The sequence below is a fragment of the Pseudomonas sp. JAI115 genome (genome assembly GCF_014200835.1).
Classification (GTDB): Bacteria; Pseudomonadota; Gammaproteobacteria; order Pseudomonadales; family Pseudomonadaceae; genus Aquipseudomonas; species Aquipseudomonas putida_A.
In genome coordinates, this window is sequence record NZ_JACHCY010000002.1 from 347,700 (window position 1) to 367,155 (window position 19,456).

Here is a 19,456-nt window from a genome sequence, read left to right on the forward strand (position 1 = left end):
GGCGTTGATTGATTGGGCCTGATGTGGCGAGTGTTGCCTACTGTCAGAAATAACAGGTGTGCCCGGGTTTTCGATGAGCGGTCATGCGCTACAGATGCAAGCCATGGCTTGATCCCTCAAGTTGTCAGAGATCCGGCGTGATCAACTTGCTCGCGGGCCTACCGGGGGCGTTCTGGTCGGCGGGGTTGTATCGGAAGACCTGGTCAGCCGTCGCTTCGAGGTCAACCAGAACAATGGGCAAGAAGCGTCCGGTGCTCTGGAAATAGTCGCGTTGGGCGAACTGCGCCTGTGCCAGCCCGTTTGCGTTGTAGTGCGCCTTGAGGCTGTAATAGAACGCTTCCAACGGGATTTTCAGCGGAATGTCCTGCGGCCAGGTCTGGATCATCACCTCGTTCCAGCCATCGCCATTGGGCGCTGTCGGGCGGACATCAATGCTCAGTTGAAACTGCGCCGGGTCGATGTTGAACGCACAACTGCTGCGTGGTGCGCTGGCATATCGAGTTGCCCAAGCCTGCACAGTGGTGATACCCAGCTCATCACACAGGTCGCCGCGTATGCGGCAGGTGTCCTGAGGACGGCTGGTGGCGCCATCGAAGGGATAGGCACACATCACGTTCAAGGGGTTGGCCGCCGGGGCAAAGCTTTCGCGAATCAGAAAACCTTGTGAGTAAACCGGCTTGGTCAGTCCCGCATCCCGGCGTAGATAGGTGAAGGAAACACCGCCGTTGCCCACCGACACAGGGCTGGGATTCCACATGTGAAAGGCTGCAGAAGCCTGGGATCCACGCAACAGAACGCCATTACAGAAGTAAGCGGTTTTACCGGTCTGACAGGTCGGTGATATGTGTTCATACCGCGCATTCAAACGCGAAGCCACCTGATAGCCGATGTACAATTGGTCCTGCTGATCAAAGCCGAACACACCGTCAGACCCTTGCTGCAGATCCATGCGCAGGATCGGCAACCAGTCCCCGGTGGCATTGAAATAATCACGCTGATCCTTCTGCGCATCGAGCAATGCGCCGGTTTGTGTTGCGTCGTAAAACAGCGCTTGTATCGGCATCTGTTTGGGCGCGGCGGCGTCCCAGTTTTTGATCTGCAGCAGGTTTGGCCGGGCTGCCCAGGTAGCATCGAAGCCTTCATGGGCAATGAGGCTGGCCTTGAACAGGGTCGGTGCATGACTGCTGAGCGAACATTGTTTGTCCGGTTGCAGGCCTTGTTCCTGGAAGTGCGTCATCCAGCTCAGGGCATCCGTGACACCTTGGGCGGCGCAGGAGGAAAGATCCGGCTCGGCGCCTTTGATTGAGTTCGAGCCACAACCGAAGGCGGGGCGGGTACCCGTCATGACAAACGCAAACGGATAGGCGCACAACACCTCGAGCGCTTGGCCCTGGCCAATGGCGGTGAAGTTGTCGCTGAACACCACGCCACTTTTCTGTGCCAGCGCCCGAGTGCCGAGGTCGGCGCGCAGATAACTGAAACTTTCCGCGCCGAGCTGGGTAGAGGTTGCGTCGTGCTGCCAGAACTCGCCGGCCTCGGGGCTGCCGCGCACCAATACGCCACTGCAGAAGTACGCCGGGTGATTGCCCACGCATTCGACCGTGATGTTCTGGTAGCGGGTGTTGAGCAGCCTGGCCACTTCCGGGCCGGTGGCGGCCACAGCCAGGTTGTTGAACAGCCAGAGGGCGAGCAACAACACTTTGTTCAATGCCATGGTCGTGTCCTTGACGAGGGTCTGTGTCGTCCAGAGGGACTCCACTTCAGTCGCGTTTGATACCGACGGCCTGGTGAAAGGTGCCGATGTCATCACCACTGGCATTTTCGTTGACGTGCGAACCGTTCAGGTCATAAGACCAGGCGGTCCCCGCGCCGAGTTCGTCCCCGGTCCAGACCGGGTAATGCAGCCAGCCAAGGTATTCGCCCACCTGGCCGCTGGTGGGGTAATACAGTGACCAGAAGCGTTTGATCTGGGCCAGCGAGACGGGCAGCACTTTGGCTTGCATGCAGAGGATCTTCATGCCCTCCCAGTCGGCGCTGTGAGTGAGGTGGTGCAACTCCAGAATTCCCTTGATTGTCAGTTCGTAACGCTGGGTCTGGTTCAGGGTATCGGTCGCGGTGATCGTGCACGTTCCGTTGCGCACCGCAGTGACCTCGCCTGATGCTGAATGGATGGTTGCAATGCTTTCATCACTGCAGCTGTACACGTAGGGAGCCGTGCCCCAATTGGCTTCCCGGGTCATGCGTGTGAACGCAGGCGTTTCCCTGGGCGGCTTGTTGACCGAGGCCACGTAGTTTTCGCTGCTCAGATCCAGAATCGCATCACTTTCGAAAGGGGCTTTGAGCAGCAAATCCAGTATCAGCGATTCCTCGCGCAGGGTTCGAGCCAGCTTGTTGTTTTTCTTGTTCCTGATCGTGGCCGGCGCGCGCTCCACTTCGTAACGAATGGGCAAAATGTTGTTGTCGTTGGCGATGAACTCTTTCGCGGGAACAACAAACTCCACATCCTTGCCCACTGCGCTCGAACCGATGGGAATGTCGTCGGTGTAGTGGTCGCCGACAAAGAGGTAGACCCGGTCACGATAGGCCATGTCGTCGTAGGGGGTGATGCGCACCGTGGCGCCTCGGGCCGGAATCGTTTCAGGATCAAGTACGCCACCTGGAGCCTCGTCCACTGAAGGCGCATTGTGAGGGGGAGCGTTGGCAGGCATGGGTTCACCTATTGAGCAGCAGTCGTCGGCGCTTGCGTAGAAGCGCCGGGCAACATGAGTTGAAAGGTCGCCAGAATCGGGATTATCGGGGCGTGTCGAGCAGCACCCTGCGACTGGCTTTCAATGCCAGCCCCCGTGTTGCAGGTGTGGCCAGATATGAGAACTTGCCCCGGAGAAGTTCCTGCACCGCGCTGCTGTCACCGCCGCCGGCCGCAACGCCCCAGGTGACAACACGACCGTCAGACGTCAGCGCGGTGAAACCGGTGGTGTTGCTGTAAAGCGCCACCACGCTGGTCAGTTGATCGACGACAGGCGTGGTATTGCCGCCGACTGTCTGATCGCCCCACGCGACTACCGTGCCGTTTTTGCGCAACGCAGCGAAAGCCTGGGATGACCCACATACCTGGACGATGTCATCCAGCGTGGCGATGTCGCCTGGTACGGCGCCGCCCTCGGCGGGCCTGCCCCATGCCACCACGTGCCCGTTGCCGCGCCGGGCGGCAAAGGCGCGCCAGGTCGAGCTGACTTCGACGATGTCGTCCAGCCCTTTGATCAGATCGTCGATTGTGCCGCCGTACTCGGCTGTTCCCCAGGCCACGACATGTCCGGAGGCACGCCGAGCGGCGAACGCCTGGGCATTGGCGCAGCTCAATTCGATGACGTCGGTGAGGACGGCGATGGCTTCTGGTACAGCGCCGCCATAACCTGCATGCCCCCAACCGACAATCCGCCCGTTGGCCCGGTGCGCAGCGAAGGCTGCATTGCTGCCGATCAATGTCTTGATATCGTCGAACCCGGCGATGTCGCCCGGCACGGTTCCACCATTGGCTGCCAACCCCCAGGCCACCACTTCTCCAGTGGCCCGTAATGCGGCAAACGCCTGTCCGGCAGACACAATATGCTCGATATCGCGGTGTTGACCGATGATTTCCGGTACGGTGCCACCATTGGCAGCGTCGCCCCACGCCACCACTTGCCCTGTCAGCTTCAAGCCAGCGAAGGCGACGGCGTTACCCACCACTTGTTTGAAACCCAGCGGTGAAACACCGCCCATGCTGCCACCTTCCGTGACGGTTCCCCAGACCACCACCGCATTGTTGGCGCGGCGTGCGGCGTAGGCGCTGCGTGTGCAACTCACTTCGACAATGTCGTCCATCGTGATGATGGTGGAAGGGATCGTTGCTCCATAAGCGTCGTTGCCCCAGCCTGCGACATCACCGACATTGCGATGCGCGACGTAGGCTGATTGTCCGGTGATTGTCAGGTCGTTGCCGTTGCCGAAGATGTTCGCCGGGTTCAGGGTCAATGCGTCGTCCGCAGTGCGCACCTGCAGTGGCAGGTGCGGTTGGGTGTCATACCAGGTAGGGGCCGTCGTCCATTGACTGTCGTCCGGGTATTTCCACTGCGCCTGCAAAGGTTGGCCGGTGGAGGCATTGAACGCACTCAATACATGCGAAGCGCCGGATGACCTGTAGGTGCTGCGGTTGAAGCGAGCGCCCATGACTTTCAACGCGCCGGAACCAATCACCTTGCGGACATCGTAGACCGTCGGATCAGACGGGCCGTCAGTACCACCCGCCTTGCGGGTAATCGTATAGGTCATGGAAATGCTGTCGTCGACGTTATCGTCAATGAACGTGTGATCCACCTTGATCACCGCCAGTTCTTTATCTGCCTGACTGGCCAGGACTGTATGGGATTTTTTGAATGTAGTTTTGCCGATCACTACCACATGGATCTCATCATCGGTTTTAAGCGCAGCACTGGCGGCGATGACCACTGTTGCGCCAGTGGGGAAAACATCGTCAGGGTTGATCTGATCCTTTTGCGCGCCGCTGGCTTCCAGGAATGTGGCCACCGGCGGTTTCACGCCAGGCGCCGCTTCCACGCGCAAGTCGTAGTCCCTGCCAAGGCTTCTGCCGCCTTCGAACAACTCGACGTAATAACTGAGGATGACCATGTGGTTCAGGCTGTCCAGTACGACCTGCCGAGGAACCGGAAACTCTACCTCCTTGCCCTTGTTGTTACCGCTGATGGTTTTGTCATAGTCCTGATCAACGCTGCCATCAGCGGTACGCCAGTTCATGTAGTAGTGATCACCGGCATTCTCTGCACGGTTGGCGGCAATCAACACGGTGGCCTCTACTGGCACACTGGCCGGGTCGAGCACGTCATTCACGGCTTCGCGTACTTTTGCCGGCTCCAGAAGTTGTTCCTGTGCCTGGCCCACAGTGAATTTCAAGGGGTTCGAAAGGCTGGTCTCGTCTGTGACGGAGCGCCAGACGTGGTAGTTGACGGTGATTTTATTGTCGCGGTTCGGTTCGATGTGTTGAGCGACGAAGGCGGCGTCCAGGTTGATGACCCAGTCTTGCTGGGCGGTTACGGCATTGAATGTGCGGGATCCGGGTTCCTCGCCGGAGATGTCGCCCACCCACTTCCAGGTGGCCTCGTCGTTGGCTACCCATGGCTTCACCACAGGCCTGGGGATGGTCAGTTTACTGGTACCGCCGGGCAGTGTGGCCGGGTCGAGGAAACCGTTCGCCACCCCGAGGACAATCGGGGCGTCCAGCTCGAATTTCGGTTCACCCACATTGAGCAATTTCGTGTGCAGCGATTCCCGTCTGAGGATCTCGTCGCCCTCGGCTATCAGCAGGTCGTACCACCCCTTCAGGGTTCCGCCGTCAAGGAGCTTGAGGTTGTAGTCATCGACGGTGATGACAAAACCTTCGGGATTCTCGACTTCATCCTCCTCCGGAATGTGCCACTTCAACTCAGGCAGGAAGGTGCTGCCATCCGGGCTTTTACCCAACAGGAACAGCTCGATGCCCATGCCGTACTCGATGGCCGGATCGAACGGAATGCGGACGTTGATTTGCGTTTCGGTGGGATCGATGAAGTCACCCTCGGCTTCTTCGATGATCGGTGCGGCCACGCGGTGGGCTGCGCCGGTGACTTGTACAAACTGCCTTTTTGAGCGTAACGGGTCACTGCTGCCGCTGCGTTCCAGCCGATAGAAGAAACTGACCTGGGTATTGACCAGTTTGCGCACGGCCGCAATGGACAGCTTGAACTCGTAGTTATGCGGGATATTGTCGACGGTCTGGGGCAGGGCGGTAAATTCGACTTTTTCGCCCTCCAGGGTGGTGCCGAGCATGGTCAAGTGAATGATGTCACCCATCTCGAAGTCTGGCCGGGTGGCCGTGACATGCACCGTGATGTCGTTGTCGCCCTGTTTATCGGCGTCGAGCTTGTTGTTGACGGCCTCCTGAACAATCGGTGCGGCCAGCAGGTCGATGCCGGTGGTGACGACGATGCGGGTTTCCTTGCACCAGTCTTCCGATTCATTGCCGACGATGTCGCGCACCTTGAAGGTGACCGCCAGACCAGAGAGGTCGGTGTCACCAGCCCGTTCAATAGTGGCTTTGGAGACCGTGATCAATATCGGGTTTGCCGCTGGATCGTTGATCTGCTCCAGGGTCACCGGTGTGGAATACTCAAAAAAGCCACCCCAACTGAGATGAATGACGTCGCCCACCGCGATGTCCGGGTAAGGCGAGCCGCTGCCGGACGCGGACCTGATGACAATCGGCACTCCCGCTTCGGCAACGTCTTTGTCCACCCCGCCGTTAACGATTTCCGGAGGAATGTACATGTACAGGTTGGAGTGACCAGGGCCCGGGTCGATGTCCTGGCCACCGGGGAGTTCCAGTTTGACGAAGAGGTTGAGGGGCTTGTCCGGACGCTCTTCTTTTTGATTGGGCTGTTTGATTTCGTAGGTGAGTTCGTAAGACGCGGTCTGCAGATGACGGGGAGCCACCCACAAGAGGGTCGGTTGCTTGAGCTCGGCCTCGTCAATGATGGGACGCCCGTCGACCTCACGGCCATTGAGCAGCAGCTTGGCGGTATCTCCGACAGCCTTGTTGGCCCAGACGGGGATCACGACTTGCAGACCGTCATCGGGAAAGGTGAGCAGCGCCGCCGCCCGGTTGATTCCCCACTGACCGGAAGGCAGGAGGCGCCCGGGAACCACCGGGTCACGCAGTGCCAACGGGACAGGGATTTTCTTCTTGGGCTTGACGAACATGATGGGTCACTCCTTCGGGCTGTCGGAGACAAGAACGATGGAGTCCATTCAGCGCTGAAGTTGCTGTGTTGGCTACTGTCAGAAATAACAGGTAAGAGGTTTTTTCCGACGAGCGGTCAGTGGCAGGGCACTTGGATAACTGGCTCGAAACACACGAAACAGACGGCCTGAGGCGCTGTATCGGGGATAAATGCAGAGGTAGCGGGGGCGGCGGTATTCAGGATTTATCCAAAGTCTTTTGCCGAAGGATGTACACCGTCACCAACACCGCGCTGGTCAACATGAACCCCCGTGCCCACGGCAGCGGCACCAGGTAGCACGAGAACAGAATGCTCGCCCACATCAAACCGATCGCGTAGACCTTGCCCTTGAGCGGTATGCCGTTACCGTCGAGGTAGTCGCGGATCCATGGCCCGAGCTTCGGGTGCTCGACCAGCCATTGATAGAAACGCGGAGAGCTGCGGGCGAAACAGGCGGCCGCCAGCAAAAGGAAAGGGGTGGTGGGCAGAACCGGCAGGAAAATCCCGATCACCCCCAATGCCACGCTGAGCCAGCCGACGGCCAGCAGGAAGTAGCGCAACATCAGGGGGCGGTTGCCTATGGGGTTGTCCATAGGCTGGGGCTTAATGGTGACGTGGCTTGAGGATCGCCGGTTTTTCGTCCGGGGCCTGGCACAGCAGGTACAGCGCGGTCAGGGCTTCCGGGATCTGCACGATCATGTCGTCCATCAGGTTGGCGTCCTTGGCGATGTCTTCGAACTCTGGCTGCTCGTCGAACAAGCCCGAACCGACCATGATCGGCAGGAGCATTTCGCTGACTTCTTCTTCAGCGGTTTCGAACCAGGCCGCTTCACGCAGGAATACGCCTTCCATGAAGCCGATGCACCAGCCGCGCAGTTCGGAGTCGTCCGGCTCGTCGCCCAGGTCCAGGTCGCACGGCAGTTCGAATTCTTCGTCGGACGCCAATTGGCGGGCGATGTGTGCCTTGAGACCAATCAGGGTGGCTTCGATTTCTTCGCGCTGGGCTTCGCTGCTGTAATGCGGCTCTTCGGCGAACAGGGCGTCGATCCACTCACGCTCCGGTACGTCTTCTGCACAGATTGACAGGGCGGTCAGGTAACCGTGGGCGGCCACGTAATCCAGCGCCTCTTCGTGCAGCTCGTCGGCGTCGAGAAAGACTTGCAGGCGGGTTAGTTGCTCAGCGAAGGACATTACGGGGCTACCTTGGGGGAATAAACAATGCGGGAATTCTAGGCCTTCTTGAGCGCTCAAGCCAGCCGCACGGCAGATTTGCCGCAATTACAGGCAACACGAATATCCCTGTGGGAGCAGGCTTGCTCGCGAATACAGCGTATCAGACACTTTTGCATCGACTGGCACGCCGTCTTCGCGAGCAAGCCCGCTCCCACAGGGTTTTTGTGTTGGCGGCTGGCAGAGTCTTATCAGCGGCACCCTGTGCCGGGGAACGCTCGGGTATACTGCCGCGTTTTGCGCTCCCTGCTCGTATTGCGGTGGTCTGGCAATGCGCTCTTACGTTTTGTTTAAGCAGCTGTGGCTGTCCTGAACCAGCCTGTGCAGGGATGTTTCGGTAGATTTTTGGAGTTTTTATGCTCGAACAGGCTCAACGCGTCCTCAAGGACATCTTCGGCTACGACAGTTTCCGTGGCCGCCAGGGTGCAATCATTGAGCGCGTGGCCAGCGGCGGTGATGCGCTGGTGCTGATGCCTACCGGTGGCGGCAAGTCCCTGTGCTTCCAGGTGCCGGCGCTGCTGCGCGAGGGCCTGGCGGTGGTGGTGTCACCGTTGATCGCCCTGATGGACGATCAGGTCGCCACCCTTGAAGAGCTGGGCGTGGCGGCCGCTGCGCTGAATTCCACGTTGAGCGCCGAACAGCAGCGCGATCTGGCGGCGCGGATCAAACGCGGTGAAGTGAAGATGCTCTATCTGGCGCCCGAGCGTCTGGTGCAGCCGCGCATGCTGTCGTTCCTGCAAGGCTTGAACATCGCCCTGTTCGCCATCGACGAAGCGCACTGCGTGTCGCAATGGGGCCATGATTTCCGCCCGGAATACCTGCAACTGGGCCAGTTGGCGGAAATGTTCCCCGACGTACCGCGCATCGCCCTGACTGCCACCGCCGACAAGCGTACCCGCGAAGAAATCGTCACCCGCCTGCACCTGCAGAACGCCGAGCGCTTTCTGTCGAGCTTCGACCGGCCGAACATCTTTTACCGCATCGTGCCCAAGGAGCAGCCGCGCAAGCAGTTGCTCGCGTTCCTTGCCGAGCGGCGCAGCGATGCCGGCATCGTCTACTGCCTGTCGCGCAAGAAGGTCGAGGAAGTTGCCGCGTTCCTCAGCGAGCAGGGCTTCCCGGCGCTGCCGTATCACGCCGGCCTGCCCAACGATTTGCGCGCCTACCATCAGAAGCGTTTCCTCAACGAGGAAGGCCTGATCATGGTCGCCACCGTGGCGTTCGGTATGGGCATCGACAAGCCCAACGTGCGTTTCGTCGCGCACCTCGATCTGCCGAAATCCCTGGAAGCCTATTACCAGGAAACCGGGCGCGGCGGCCGTGATGGCCTGCCGGCGGATGCGTGGATGGCCTACGGTCTGCAAGACGTGGTGATGCTCAAGCAGATGCTGCAGAACTCCGAAGGCGATGAGCGCCACAAGCGTCTGGAGCAGCACAAACTCGATGCGATGCTCTCGCTCTGCGAAGAAACCCGCTGCCGCCGGCAGACGCTGTTGGCGTATTTCGACGAAGACATGCCCGAGCCGTGCGGCCACTGCGACAACTGCGTCGACGGCGTGCAGACCTGGGACGCCACCGAGCCGGCGCGCCAGGCACTGTCGGCGATCTATCGCACCGGCCAGCGCTATGGCGTCGGCCATCTGGTGGACGTGTTGCTGGGCAAGGACAACGAAAAGGTCCGCAGCTTTGGCCATCAGCACCTGTCGGTGTACGGCGTCGGCAAGGCGCTGAGCGAGAGCGAGTGGCGCTCACTGTTCCGGCAACTGGTGGCGCGTGGTCTGGCCGACGTCGATCATGAAGGCTACGGTGGCCTGCGCCTGAGCGATACCTGCCGGCCATTGCTCAAGGGCGAGGTGAGCCTGGAGTTGCGCCGCGACCTCAAGCCGCAGGTCACCGCCAAGACCGCGAGCAAGAGCCCGGCCAGCCAACTGGTGCGTGGCGAAGAGCGCGAACAGTGGGAAGCCTTGCGTGCACTGCGGCGCAAACTCGCCGAAGAGCATGGCGTGCCGCCGTACGTCATCTTCCCCGACTCGACCCTGCTGGAAATGCTTCGCAGCCAGCCGACCTCGCTGGCCGACATGGCGCGGGTCAGCGGTGTTGGTGCGCGCAAGCTGGAACGTTACGGCGAAGCCTTCCTCGAAGTGCTCGGCGGCGAGGCCGAGGCGCCGAAAGTGGTGGCCGATGTGCGTCACGAACTGATCACCCTGGCCCGCGCCGGCATGACCCCGATGCAGATCGCCGGGCAGTTGCAATGCTCGGAAAAGAACGTCTACACCATGCTCGCCGAGGCCATTGGCAAACAGCAATTGTCGCTGGAGCAGGCGCTCGACTTGCCTGAAGAACTGATGGGCGAAGTGCAGGACGCGTTCCTCGACGGCGAGGGCGAGTTGCCGTCGGTCGCCGAAGTGGCCGAGCTGTTCGCCGGTCGGGTTCCGGAAGGCGTTCTTTACTGCGTAAGGGCTGCGCTGCAATCGGAATTCGAAATGTAAGAGGGCGATTGCGCCAACCGTCAGGCAGTTGTAACGATTCAGTACAGGTCGGCTCTTGCCTATAGCCAAATGTCATGCTTAGCTGACTAATAATTAGTTTTTCTCTATTTGTCAGTCTACTCATGAGTGTTTTATGCCGTTAACCGATCAACACCGCTTTGGCATGCAATTGGCCCAGATGTCCCGTGGCTGGCGTGCCGAACTGGATCGCCGGCTGGCCGGTCTGGGCTTGTCCCAGGCGCGCTGGCTGGTGCTGCTGCATCTGGCGCGTTTCGAAGACGCGCCGACCCAACGCGAGCTGGCGCAAAGCGTCGGTGTCGAAGGGCCGACCCTCGCGCGCTTGCTCGACAGCCTGGAAAGCCAGGGCCTGGTGCAACGTCAGTCGGTGATGGAAGACCGCCGGGCGAAAAAAATCGTGCTCTGCGCCCCGGCGTTGCCGCTGATCGAACAAATCGAAACCATTGCCACGCAGTTGCGTCACGAATTGTTCGAAGGCGTCGACGAGGCGGATCTGAAGGTGTGCATGCGCGTTCACGGGCACATTCTGGGCAACCTGGAAAAATCTTGAGGCATAAACCGCGCGCCGGTTTTTTGAGGGATCGCGCAGAGCAGACTATAAGAACTACTGGGCAATATCGTGTTCGTACCGGATGTGCGAACGCATAGAAACCGGTTTTGCTTATTTAAGGGATGCTCATGCTCGCAAGTCGGCACGTTGTACTGCGCGGTGGCGCCAGATGGCTGCTGGTCGCTGGTGTATTCAGCTATTCGACCTGGTCGATGGCGCTGGGGTTGGGGGACATTACCGTCCATTCGGCCCTCAATCAGCCGCTCAAGGCCGACATCGCCCTGGTGGATGCCGCGGGCCTCAGTGCCAGCGACCTCTCGGCCAGCCTGGCCACCGCGGATGAATTCGGTCGGGCCGGGGTCGAGCGGGTGTTCTTCCTCAATGACCTCAGGTTCACCCCGATCCTGCATGGCAATCGCCAGATGATCCGGGTGACCTCGCGCAAACCGGTAAATGAACCCTTTCTGAATTTTCTGGTGCAGCTCAATCAGCCCAATGGCCGCTTGTTGCGCGAGTACACGCTGCTGATCGATCCGCCCGGATCACCGAGCATCGTGCCGGCCACCGACGAGCCCGATCCACGTCCGCAATCTTCTGAATTTCCCACCGTCGAACCTGCCACGGCGGCGCCTCAGGCTGCTCAGGGCAAGCGCGACGCCGCCCCTTCAGCGCCACCCGCTCCGGCGGCGCCAGCCAACGATGCCGTGGCCGAGCAATTGGCGGCCAGCGTGTTGCTCAATCAGCAGCTGCAAAAGACCGTCGAGGAACTCAACACAAAATTGCAGGCGCAGGATATCCAGCTAGCCGACGGCAAAAAGCAGATCAGTGATCTGCAAACGCGTTTGAGCGAACTGCAACAGCCGCCGGCACCGGCCCTCACGCCGCCAACTCCCGCGCCAGTCACCACCGCGCCTGAAGCTGCCGACGATGGTCTCAACTGGCCGCTGCTCGGTGGCTTGCTGATGCTGCTGGGATTATTGGGTGCCGGGCTGTTCGTACGACGTCGGCGGCAACTGGTGGAGGGCGCGGCGCCACTGGCAGCTCTGCCGGCAGATCGGCAAACAGATCCTGAAGACCCGCCAACCACTCAATCGGCGAGCATCCGCGCAGCCACCGAACACCGTGAAGAACCGGCGGCCGGCGATGTGCTGGAGGCGGTGGGGATCTATCTGGCTTATGGGCGTTTGAGTGAGGCGGTCGGGTTGTTGCGCAATGCCATGGACAAGGAGCCCGAGCGCACCGAATTGGGTGTGCAATTGCTCGAAGTGCTGGGGCGGCAGGGCGACAGCGCTGCTTATGAACAACAGGAACACCGCCTGCGTGATGCCGGGGTGGATCCTCAGCAACTGGCCGCGATCCGTGAACGGCATCCAAAATTGACCGGCGCTGCGCCGATAACCCCGGCAGTGCCGATGGTCGCTGCTGCAGCGGTGGCGCAGGCGCCCGAGGATGATTTCGAATTGAATCTGGGTGAGCTGTCGATGGCGTCCAGTTGGGATCTTGAGAGCAGTCGCTCAGCACTTGAGCAGCACCCGGATCCGTCTGCATCGAATTCAGGGCTTGAAGTCCTGCCAGCGGATTTCGAGTTGCCCGAAACAGTGGCCAGCGAAGAGGCGGAGCTGGAGTGGATCCCCGAACCGGACGCGCAGCCGCTGGACGATGACTTTCTCAATGCGTTCGGCGATCCTCCGTCCACTCTGGCGCTGGAGCCGCTGAGCTTGCAGGAGCCGGAACCTGCTGTCGGGTCAGTGAAACTCGAACAAGCACAGACCTGCATTGATGATGGGGATATCGACAGTGCGATTGCCTTGCTTAATGAGTTGCTCAAGGAAGGGGATGAACCCCTCAAGCAAACGGCGCGGACGTTATTGGCGGGGATTCGCTGAAGGTTGAGTCAGCGGAATTGTTCGCTGACTGAACTATCGCCTTCGCGAGCAAGCCCGCTCCCACAGTTGGAATGCGTTTCAGTGTGGGAGCGGGCTTGCTCGCGAAGGCGGCCTGGCAGGCAATATAGATCCATTTGAATGATCAGAACGTCTGCCCCAGATTCAAATAAACCGCCTGCTCATTCGCATCATTCAGGCCATAGGTGAAGTTCAGCGGTCCCAACGGCGTATCGAAGCCGATAAACACACTGGCGGCATTGATGTAGCCGCTGTCGAATTCATTGTCGTTGTTCCACGCCCGCCCACGTTCCAGCGAAGCCCCGGCATACAGCGGGAAGTCCAGCGGCAGATAGGAACGCGGCGTCAACCGGCGGTAATACACCGCGCGCATCAGGCTGACGTTCTGCCCGGAAATCGAATCCTCGCGAAAGCCCGACAACTGTCGCGCACCGCCGAGCAGGAAGCTCGACGTCACCACGTTGGCATCGTCCAGCGTTCGGCCATAACGGCCGCCGAGAATCAGCGTATCCGGGCCATGGCTCATGGCTTTATCGAGCTTGAATTCCCACTGCCGGTAGCGCGTGTCCGAGCCGAGGCCCGGTTCGAATTGCATCAGGGTCAGGCTGACGTCCTTGCCCTCGTGGGGGAAGTAGACGTTGTCCAGCGAGTCGAACGAGTACTTCAGCGAGTAGAAACCTTCAGTGAAGTTTTCTCTCGGCAGGTCCTGATCGCCGATGCGCACATCCGCTTTGCCCCAGGCCTCGCCGACCCCGAAGCGGATTTCACCGTTGTTGCCGATCTGCCGGCCGAAATTGAGGCCGAAACCGTAGCGTTCGACGCGGTATTGGGCGATCGGGTCGTTGTCGAGCACCGCATCGACGTTCTGCGCTTCAAACGCAGCATACGGGGCGACGAAGTAGCGCGAGCCGACGTCCAGCGGCTGATAGAACTCGGTGTAGAGCTCCTGTTTGTCGCCGATCTGCGCCCGGGTCAGCCATTCCGCGCCGAGGCGGTTGATGCCGTTGATGCGGTAGCTGGCGCCGAGATTGAAGGCGCTGTCACCGCGCATGTCGTCTGACAGGTTCAGGCCGACCCGCAGGTAATCGGTGCCGCTGCGTTTGCCCCGGGCGCTGATCACCAGCGTGTGATCCTGGCCCTTGTGCACTACGCGGTACTGCACCTGTTCGAAGTAATCGAGGCCGTACAGCGTGCCCATGTCCGAGTGCAGTCGGCCCAGATCCAGCGGCTCGCCGATCGGCTGACGGATGTAATAGCGAATCACCTCATCGCCGACTTTCGAGTCGTTCTCGACCCTGATCGCGGTGATGATCGGCGTGCGCTGGCCCGGGGCGCGGGCGGCATTGAGTTCGGCGTCTTGAGATTCGTGAGGTTTCAGCTGAGCGAGGCGGGCGTCGAGAATCCGTGTGGCGCGGTAACCGGCGTCGATCATTTCCTGGGCCTTGCCGAAATCGGTCACGCCGAATGCCGCCAGCGCCGGCTGGATCAGCACGTCGCTGGGTTTGAGGGCGGCCAGTTGCTCTTCGGAGTTGCGCCGGGTCATCAGGGTGATCGACTGGTTCAGCACATCGACCACGGTCGTCAGTTGTTTGCGGTTGCGCAGTGGCGTGCCGATGTCGACCACGATTGCCACGTCGACGCCCATTTCCCGCGCGACGTCGAGCGGGATGTTGTCAGTCATGCCACCGTCCACCAGCAGCCGACCGTCCAGTTCGACCGGGGCAAACACCGCCGGAATCGACATGCTGGCGCGGATCACCTGCGGCAAGTGACCTTTGCGGAACACCACTTTTTCGCCATTGGCGATGTCGGTGGCGACGGCTCGGAACGGGATTGGCAGTTTGTCGAAGTCGCGGGTGTCACTGGTGTGCGCCAACAGGCTTTCCAGCATCAGCGCCAGGTTCTGGCCCTGAATCACCCCCAGCGGCAGGCCGAGGCTACCGTCATCGCGAAAACTCAGTTGCTGTTTCACCAGAAAGTCGCGGTCGTCCTGCTTGCGGCGAAACGGCACGTCTTCGCGTGGCGGCGCGTCGGACAGCGCCTGCTGCCAGTCGATGTTCAGCGCGAGTTTTTCCAGTTCATCGATCTTGTAGCCCGAGGCGTACAGGCCACCAACCACCGCGCCCATGCTGGTGCCGGCAATCGCATCGATCTTGATGCCTTGCTCCTCAAGCGCCTTGAGCACGCCGATGTGCGCCAGGCCACGGGCGGCGCCACCGGACAGCACCAGGCCGACTTTCGGGCGGGGCGCTTCGGCGGCATGCACGGTGACATTAGCAAAGAGGGGCAGGAAGCCAAGCAGCAGGCAGAACAGCAAACGGCGCATGGCGAGTCTCGGGGCAAGCGATAAAGCCGGCTATTATAGCGGCGCCCTCTGTCTCAGGAGTTTCAGCGAACATGTCTGCTGCAAAACCGGAAATCGTCATCACTTATTGCACCCAATGCCAGTGGCTGCTGCGCGCCGCGTGGCTGGCGCAGGAGCTGCTCAGCAGCTTCGGCGATGACCTCGGCAAGGTCTCGCTGGTGCCCGGCACCGGCGGGGTGTTTCACATCAGCTGCGACGACGTGCAGATCTGGGAGCGCAAGGCCGACGGTGGTTTTCCCGAGGCCAAGGTGCTCAAGCAGCGGGTGCGCGATCAGATCGACCCTGAGCGCGACCTTGGCCATAACGATCGCACTCAGTGAGACGCGGCTTCGGCAGCCACGGTTTTCTTGTCGGCGCTGCCTGACATCCGCGCCGAGACCACGATGGCAACGATGATCAGCGCGCCACCGATCAGCATGCGCACGGTCGGGTTTTCATCGAACAGCAACCAGGCGACGGTGATTCCGTAGACCGGCTCCATGGCGAACACCACGGCGGCGGTGCGCGCCTTGATCACCGCGAGGCTGGCGACAAACAGGCTGTGGGCGACACCGGTGCAAAACACCCCGAGCAGGCCGATCCACAGCCAGTCCAGCGCGCGCACTTCGCTCAGTTGCGGGGCAGCGACCGGCAGCAGACACAGCGCCACCACCACGTTCTGGCACAGCGCGGCCTGCACCGCCGGAATCCGTCCAGAGCTGGCGCGGTTGGTCAGCGACAGCAGGGCGAACAGCAAGCCCGACAGCACCGCCCAGAGCAACCCGGTGGTGGCGCCGCTGGCCAGATCGAACGCCGGAGTTACCAGCACCAGACCGACGCTGACCAGCACCACCAGCACGATTTCATTGGCGCGGATGCGTTCGCGGAAAATCAGCCCTTCGAGAATCACCGTGAACGCCGGGAAACTGGTAAAGCCCAGGGTCGCGATGGCCACGCCGGCGACCTTCACCGCGATGAAAAAACTCACCCAGTGCCCGGCCAGCAACACGCCGCTGAGCGCCAGACGCCGCCAGTCGACCGCCTGCAGTGTCCGCCAGCCGTGCTGACTGGCGAAGCGGGCAAAAAAGGCCAGGGCGAGCACGGCAAACGCCGCACGCCCGAAGACGATCACCGCCGGCGAGGCGGCCGCGAGTTTGCCGAACACACCGGTCAGGCCGAACATTAAAGCGCCGATATGCAGGGCGCCGAGGGCGGTACGCGGAGTCATTGCAATCCTTAATCCGAACACAGTTTCAATGTTGCCCATTGAAACGTGTTGCGGCGCAGAAGTCTGTCGGCGAACTAGCGTTTTTTGTCGCAGGAGTCGCGGCGCAACTGCCCCGGTGACGCGCCGAACTCGCGCAACACCGCCGCCGCGAACGCGCTCTGCGAACTGTAGCCGACCCGACTGGCGATCTCACCGATCGGCAGTGCCGTGTCGCGCAGCAGGCAGACTGCCTTGTGCAGCCGTCGGCTGCGAATGTAGTCCATCGGCGTCTGCCCGCATTCCGCCATGAACCGCGCGTGCAGCCGGGCGCTGGATAGCCCCGCGATCTGCGCCAGATCGGCCACTTGCAGCGGGTAGGCGGCGTATTGTTCGATGTGCGCATCCAGCGCTGCGTAGGGCAGGCGCCGTGCCGAGAGTTCGCCAGGTCTGGCGTGATTCAGGCTGGCGAGCAGCAACACCGCGCCTTGCTGGGCGATCAGCGGATCCGTGACCGGGCTGTTCGCCAGCCAGTGGACCAATTGGCTTTGCCCGGCATCAAGCGACAATCGCGCAGGCTGGTCGAGCAAGCGCTGACTGGCGTCGGCGTGCTCGCCCAGTGAGTCGTTCAGCCATTGCCCGTCGGGCACATCCAGCACCAGACAGCGGCTGCCATCGGGGCTGCCGCAGGCGTGATGCGCGCCGCCTGGAACCACCACGAAACTCTGCTGGCGCACCTGGCTGCCCTGACCCTCGACTTCGAAATCCAGCGCGCCGGACAGCCCGAACACCAGTTGCGCGTGGTCGTGGCTGTGGACGATCAGGTCGTGGGTGTATTGGCGCAGGGTGAGGATCGGGCGCATGGCAGAGGTCTCCGAAGTGAGCGCCAGTCTACACCGGGGTGACGGGCTTGCGCGCTGTCACACGACTGACGCCTGTCTGTCATGGTCGATTCACCCGGCACGTGCACAGTGGCGAAAACATCGCAGAGGGTTGCCCATGACCAGCGCCGAGCTCGCCAGACCCAGCCGCAAACAACGGGTGCGTACCTTGTGGATTTCCGACGTGCACCTGGGCACGCGGGATTGCCAGGCCGAGCACTTGTCGCAATTTCTCAAGGGCTACCACGCCGACAAGATCTATCTGGTCGGTGACATCATCGACGGCTGGAAGCTGCGCGGTGGCATGTACTGGCCGCAGGCGCACACCAACGTGATCCGCCGCCTGCTGACCATGAGCAAGCGCGGCACCGAGGTGATCTACGTCACCGGCAACCACGATGAATTCCTGCGCCGCTATTCGAAGCTGATTCTCGGCAACATCCAGTTGGTCGACGAGGCGGTGCACGTCACGGCGGATGGCCGGCACCTGCTGGTGATCCATGGCGACCAGTTCGACGTGATCACCCGCTACCACCGCTGGCTGGCGTTTCTCGGCGACTCGGCCTACGAATTCACCCTGACCCTCAACCGCTGGCTCAATCACTGGCGAGCGCGTTATGGCTACGGCTACTGGTCGTTGTCGGCGTACCTGAAACACAAGGTGAAGACGGCAGTGAGTTTCATCAGCGACTTCGAAGAAGCCATCGCCCACGAATGCGTGAAACGCGAATTGCACGGCGTGGTCTGCGGGCACATTCACCATGCCGAGATCCGCAAGGTCGGCGAGGTGGATTACCTCAATTGCGGCGATTGGGTGGAGTCGTGCACGGCGTTGATCGAGCACTGGGATGGCACGATCGAGCTGTATCGCCTGGCGGATGCACAGGCGCGGGAGGCACAGCTCAAGGCGGCCAAGGTTGCCGAGATTGCCTAGACCCCAGATATCTCCTGTGGGAGGGGGCTTGCTCCCGAATGCGGTGTATCAGTAAGTACATGTTTATCTGACACACCGCCTTCGGGAGCAAGCCCCCTCCCACATTGAGTTGTGGTGTTCTCAGGCCGGGCTGTGTTCTTCCATCGCCGCCTTGTAGATCGAGTGCTTCGGCTGGGCAAACAGCCGCTCCATCATCGGCTCGAAGAAGCTCAGCGGCAGGGTTTCATAGGCCGGGTCGAACGCCGCCGCATCGTACCTGGCGCAAAATTCCGCCGTGGCCTGATACTGCGGATGCGCGGCGAATTGCTCGCGCAGATGCCGATCCATGCCCAGGTGATGGAAGAAGTAATAACCCTGAAAGATCCCGTGCTTTTCGACCATCCACAGATTCTCGGCACTGACGAACGGTTTGAGAATCGCCGCCGCGATGTCCGGGTGGTTGTAGGAGCCGAGGGTGTCGCCAATATCATGCAGCAGCGCACAGACCACGTATTCCTCGTCACGCCCGTCGCGATAGGCGCGGGTCGCGGTTTGCAGCGAATGGGTCAGGCGATCTACCGGGAAGCCGCCGAAATCACCTTCCAGCAACTTCAGGTGCGCGATGATCCGCGACGGCAATTGCCGAGCGTAGGCGCTGAAGTCGGCGGCGATGATCGCCCAGTCTTCCTGCGTGCCGTCCTGCATGTGAGTGAAGCGGGCATTGGCGTTCATCGGCAAGCCTCCTGATGGGTCGGGGTTCAGAACGCCACGCGGCCGAGGATCATGTCGCGGTACATGACGAAATCGCCGAGCAGGCTGTACAGCGGATGCTGGAAAGTCGCCGGACGGTTCTTTTCAAAGAAGAAGTGGCCGACCCAGGCAAAGCTGTAACCGGCCAGCGGCAGGGCCAGCAACAGCAGCCAAGAGCCTTTGGCGATGGTCATGGCCAGAATGAAAATCACCAGCGTGGTGCCGATGAAATGCAATCGTCGGCAGGTACTGTTGGCGTGTTCGCTGAGGTAATACGGGTAGAACTCGGCGAAAGTGTTGAATTGCTTGATGTTTTCCACGACTGCGATCTCTGTGGTTATTGTTCTGACGGCAAGTTGTTCGG

The 19,456-nt window shown here is 60.9% G+C and carries 15 protein-coding genes; 5 read left to right on the forward strand and 10 right to left on the reverse strand.

Annotated elements, in window-relative coordinates:
- Nucleotides 1–124: 124 nt before the first annotated feature.
- The 5 genes from HDC30_RS06670 to HDC30_RS06690 form a co-directional block, all read right to left on the reverse strand.
- Nucleotides 125–1,714, reverse strand: a complete 1,590-nt coding sequence (locus HDC30_RS06670; protein ID WP_183781772.1) for a hypothetical protein — start codon at nucleotides 1,712–1,714, stop codon at nucleotides 125–127.
- 46 nt (nucleotides 1,715–1,760) lie between these two features.
- The gene (locus tag HDC30_RS06675) at nucleotides 1,761–2,708 is read right to left on the reverse strand and encodes an Ig-like domain-containing protein (RefSeq protein WP_183781775.1); all 948 of its coding nucleotides are present in this window, start codon (nucleotides 2,706–2,708) and stop codon (nucleotides 1,761–1,763) included.
- Between the two features lie 82 nt (nucleotides 2,709–2,790).
- Nucleotides 2,791–6,792, reverse strand: coding sequence for a hypothetical protein (locus HDC30_RS06680; RefSeq protein ID WP_183781779.1), 4,002 nt, complete (start codon nucleotides 6,790–6,792; stop codon nucleotides 2,791–2,793).
- A gap of 217 nt (nucleotides 6,793–7,009) precedes the next feature.
- Nucleotides 7,010–7,405 (reverse strand): YbaN family protein, encoded by a 396-nt coding sequence (locus tag HDC30_RS06685; protein WP_150367961.1) that lies wholly within the window; start codon nucleotides 7,403–7,405, stop codon nucleotides 7,010–7,012.
- 10 nt (nucleotides 7,406–7,415) lie between these two features.
- On the reverse strand, nucleotides 7,416–8,003 hold the full coding sequence (locus tag HDC30_RS06690; protein ID WP_007962155.1) for a YecA family protein: 588 nt from the start codon (nucleotides 8,001–8,003) through the stop codon (nucleotides 7,416–7,418).
- A gap of 395 nt (nucleotides 8,004–8,398) precedes the next feature.
- On the opposite strand from HDC30_RS06690, the gene recQ reads away from it, so the two are divergent.
- From recQ to HDC30_RS06705, 3 genes are all read left to right on the forward strand, one after another.
- A complete protein-coding gene (gene recQ / locus HDC30_RS06695) occupies nucleotides 8,399–10,528 on the forward strand; it encodes a DNA helicase RecQ (protein WP_097090179.1) in 2,130 nt (709 codons plus the stop codon).
- 133 nt (nucleotides 10,529–10,661) lie between these two features.
- The gene (locus tag HDC30_RS06700; RefSeq protein ID WP_027613988.1) at nucleotides 10,662–11,096 is read left to right on the forward strand and encodes a MarR family transcriptional regulator; all 435 of its coding nucleotides are present in this window, start codon (nucleotides 10,662–10,664) and stop codon (nucleotides 11,094–11,096) included.
- A gap of 128 nt (nucleotides 11,097–11,224) precedes the next feature.
- Nucleotides 11,225–12,982 carry a FimV/HubP family polar landmark protein gene (locus tag HDC30_RS06705; protein WP_183781782.1) on the forward strand — a complete coding sequence of 586 codons (1,758 nt, stop codon included), beginning with the start codon at nucleotides 11,225–11,227 and terminating at the stop codon, nucleotides 12,980–12,982.
- A 142-nt stretch (nucleotides 12,983–13,124) separates the two neighbouring features.
- Here HDC30_RS06705 and HDC30_RS06710 read toward each other — a convergent pair whose 3' ends face one another.
- On the reverse strand, nucleotides 13,125–15,326 hold the full coding sequence (locus HDC30_RS06710) for a patatin-like phospholipase family protein (protein ID WP_183781785.1): 2,202 nt from the start codon (nucleotides 15,324–15,326) through the stop codon (nucleotides 13,125–13,127).
- Nucleotides 15,327–15,397: 71 nt separating this feature from the next.
- On the opposite strand from HDC30_RS06710, the gene HDC30_RS06715 reads away from it, so the two are divergent.
- Nucleotides 15,398–15,685, forward strand: a complete 288-nt coding sequence (locus HDC30_RS06715) for a SelT/SelW/SelH family protein (RefSeq protein ID WP_183781788.1) — start codon at nucleotides 15,398–15,400, stop codon at nucleotides 15,683–15,685.
- Here the strand turns inward: HDC30_RS06715 and HDC30_RS06720 are convergent.
- Together HDC30_RS06720 and HDC30_RS06725 are read right to left on the reverse strand one after the other, a co-directional pair.
- The gene (locus HDC30_RS06720) at nucleotides 15,679–16,572 is read right to left on the reverse strand and encodes a DMT family transporter (protein WP_183781791.1); all 894 of its coding nucleotides are present in this window, start codon (nucleotides 16,570–16,572) and stop codon (nucleotides 15,679–15,681) included. The two genes, HDC30_RS06715 and HDC30_RS06720, sit on opposite strands and share 7 nt — an antisense overlap.
- Before the next feature lie 74 nt (nucleotides 16,573–16,646).
- The gene (locus HDC30_RS06725; protein ID WP_183781794.1) at nucleotides 16,647–17,411 is read right to left on the reverse strand and encodes an AraC family transcriptional regulator; all 765 of its coding nucleotides are present in this window, start codon (nucleotides 17,409–17,411) and stop codon (nucleotides 16,647–16,649) included.
- Between the two features lie 136 nt (nucleotides 17,412–17,547).
- On the opposite strand from HDC30_RS06725, the gene HDC30_RS06730 reads away from it, so the two are divergent.
- On the forward strand, nucleotides 17,548–18,363 hold the full coding sequence (locus HDC30_RS06730) for a UDP-2,3-diacylglucosamine diphosphatase (RefSeq protein WP_041073087.1): 816 nt from the start codon (nucleotides 17,548–17,550) through the stop codon (nucleotides 18,361–18,363).
- 120 nt (nucleotides 18,364–18,483) lie between these two features.
- On the opposite strand, the gene HDC30_RS06735 is transcribed toward HDC30_RS06730, so the two are convergent.
- Together HDC30_RS06735 and HDC30_RS06740 are read right to left on the reverse strand one after the other, a co-directional pair.
- Nucleotides 18,484–19,074 (reverse strand): HD domain-containing protein, encoded by a 591-nt coding sequence (locus tag HDC30_RS06735; RefSeq protein ID WP_097090176.1) that lies wholly within the window; start codon nucleotides 19,072–19,074, stop codon nucleotides 18,484–18,486.
- A gap of 26 nt (nucleotides 19,075–19,100) precedes the next feature.
- Nucleotides 19,101–19,412 (reverse strand): DUF962 domain-containing protein, encoded by a 312-nt coding sequence (locus HDC30_RS06740; protein WP_183781797.1) that lies wholly within the window; start codon nucleotides 19,410–19,412, stop codon nucleotides 19,101–19,103.
- Nucleotides 19,413–19,456 lie beyond the last annotated feature (44 nt).